Source organism: Parvibaculum sp. (assembly GCF_035511255.1).
In the GTDB taxonomy this organism is placed as follows: Bacteria; Pseudomonadota; Alphaproteobacteria; order Parvibaculales; family Parvibaculaceae; genus Parvibaculum.
In genome coordinates this window covers 1-1,734 of record NZ_DATKFR010000203.1, presented here as the reverse complement: position 1 = coordinate 1,734, position 1,734 = coordinate 1, and the positions used below count along the sequence as shown (strand labels likewise).

Annotated in this window: 3 protein-coding genes and 1 tRNA gene; 1 reads left to right on the top strand and 3 read right to left on the bottom strand. The window is 63.3% G+C overall.

Features of this window, described 5'->3' with window-relative positions:
• Window positions 1-137: winged helix-turn-helix domain-containing protein (locus VMR03_RS08030; RefSeq protein ID WP_325404013.1), on the top strand; the 137-nt coding region annotated here is incomplete at its 5' end.
• A 115-nt stretch (window positions 138-252) separates the two neighbouring features.
• On the opposite strand, the gene VMR03_RS08025 is transcribed toward VMR03_RS08030, so the two are convergent.
• From VMR03_RS08025 to VMR03_RS08015, 3 genes are all read right to left on the bottom strand, one after another.
• Window positions 253-329: transfer RNA gene (locus tag VMR03_RS08025), tRNA-Met, on the bottom strand.
• 157 nt (window positions 330-486) lie between these two features.
• Window positions 487-1,173, bottom strand: a complete 687-nt coding sequence (locus VMR03_RS08020) for a class I SAM-dependent methyltransferase (RefSeq protein ID WP_325404011.1) — start codon at window positions 1,171-1,173, stop codon at window positions 487-489.
• A gap of 129 nt (window positions 1,174-1,302) precedes the next feature.
• Window positions 1,303-1,734 (bottom strand): aminomethyltransferase beta-barrel domain-containing protein (locus VMR03_RS08015; RefSeq protein ID WP_325404009.1); only part of this gene is annotated, 432 nt, incomplete at its 5' end.

Here is a 1,734-nt window from a genome sequence, read left to right as displayed (position 1 = left end):
GACCAGCGCATACCGAGGATGTTCAGTATCTCCGCGTCTATATCCGTCAGTTGCGCGAAAAACTGGAAGCCGACCCGACCCGGCCTCGTTTGATTTTGACGGAAACCGGGGTCGGCTACAGGTTGCGGCTCGACTAGAGCTTTTCAGCCGCCCCGGCCTTTGTCGGCTGAACCATCCGAGTGATACATTTTCACTCGAACCCGTACCGGACGGCCTCTCCAAGTCTTTGGTTTACAAGGATGTTGAGAAAAGTGGTAGCGGAGGAGGGACTCGAACCCCCGACACGCGGATTATGATTCCGCTGCTCTAGCCAGCTGAGCTACTCCGCCCCAGGAGCCGGCCTTGCGGGCCGGCGGGGCAAGGCCCAAGCGGGCCCGCCTCGAAGAGACCGGGATATAAGGGCGCGGCCGAAAGCCTGTCAAGCAGACTGCCCGAAGTCCCGACAAAATCTGGAAAAAAGCCCGCAAGAAGCCTCGATCCGGCGCCTCAACCGGCGCAGCAGGCGTCCTTGCCCGTCGCGCCGGCGGAATTTTCGCCTTCCACAGGCTTCCGGAAGCGCAGCATGGTGAAAAGCCCCATCGGCTTCAGCGACTGCGTTCCGACGAGATCGAGCGTCGTCATGTGAGTGATCGTCTCGATGCGAAAATCGGGATGCCAGCCCAGCGCGCGAGCCGCCGGCGTCATCCAGCGTTCGACCCGGCCGCGAATGCCGTGATCCTGGGCGAAGTGGTTGACGATGACGACTTCTCCGCCCGGCTTGCAGACGCGTTCGAGTTCCGCCAGCACCTTTACGGGATCGGGCACGACTGTCATCACATACATCGCCACCACGGTATCGAAAGCTCCGTCGTCGAAACGCAGTTCCGACGCGTCCATTTCGTAAAGACCCGCGATGTTCTTCAGCTTGCGCTGCCGGACGCGACCGCGCGCCTTGCGCAGCATGTCGGGCGACAGGTCGATGCCGGTGATGGTGAGATGCGGCGCGTAGCGCGGCAGCGCCACCCCGGTGCCGACGCCGACTTCCAGCAGCGAGCCTTCGCGCTGATTGATGATGTCGATGGCGCGTTTGCGTCCGAAATCGGCGATGGGGCCGAACGACCAGTCATAGACCGGCGCCCAGCGCGCATAGGCCTTCAGAACCGACTGTTCGTCGATGCGGGCAATGCCGTTCAACTTGTTATCCCCACCTTCTGTTCGCCGCCCCTAATGTGGGGTCGTAACGCCCTGTGCCGCAAGCTCTTTATTCCGCTCGAATAGGGCCAAATTGCGGTCGCCTGTAACAAAAAGACAAGCGATTCCGCCTCACTGTGCGGCCATGACGCGGGCACCCTGCCCTGCGTGCGGCGCGGCTTCCCCGCGCACCGCACGGGCGATGAATCCGCCGCCGAGCACCCGGCTCGGCACGTCCCGATCGTAGAAAACGCAAGCCTGACCCGGCGCGACGCCGTCCTGGCCTTCGTCGAAGATGACCTCGGTGCCTGTCGTCGATGCCTTCAGTGCCGCCGGAACAAGTTCGCCGCCGGAGCGCAGCCGAACCAGCAGCGCGAACCCGTCTCCCGTCATACTCTCCAACGCGCCATCACCGAGCCAATTCACCTCGCGCAGGATCAACCGCTGCGTTTCGAGTGCCGACTTCGGACCGACCACGACTTCGCGGCGCGCCGCGTCGAGCTTTACGACGAAGAGCGGCTGCGCTTCCGGTTCATTCGCGCCGAGACCGAGGCCGCGCCGCTG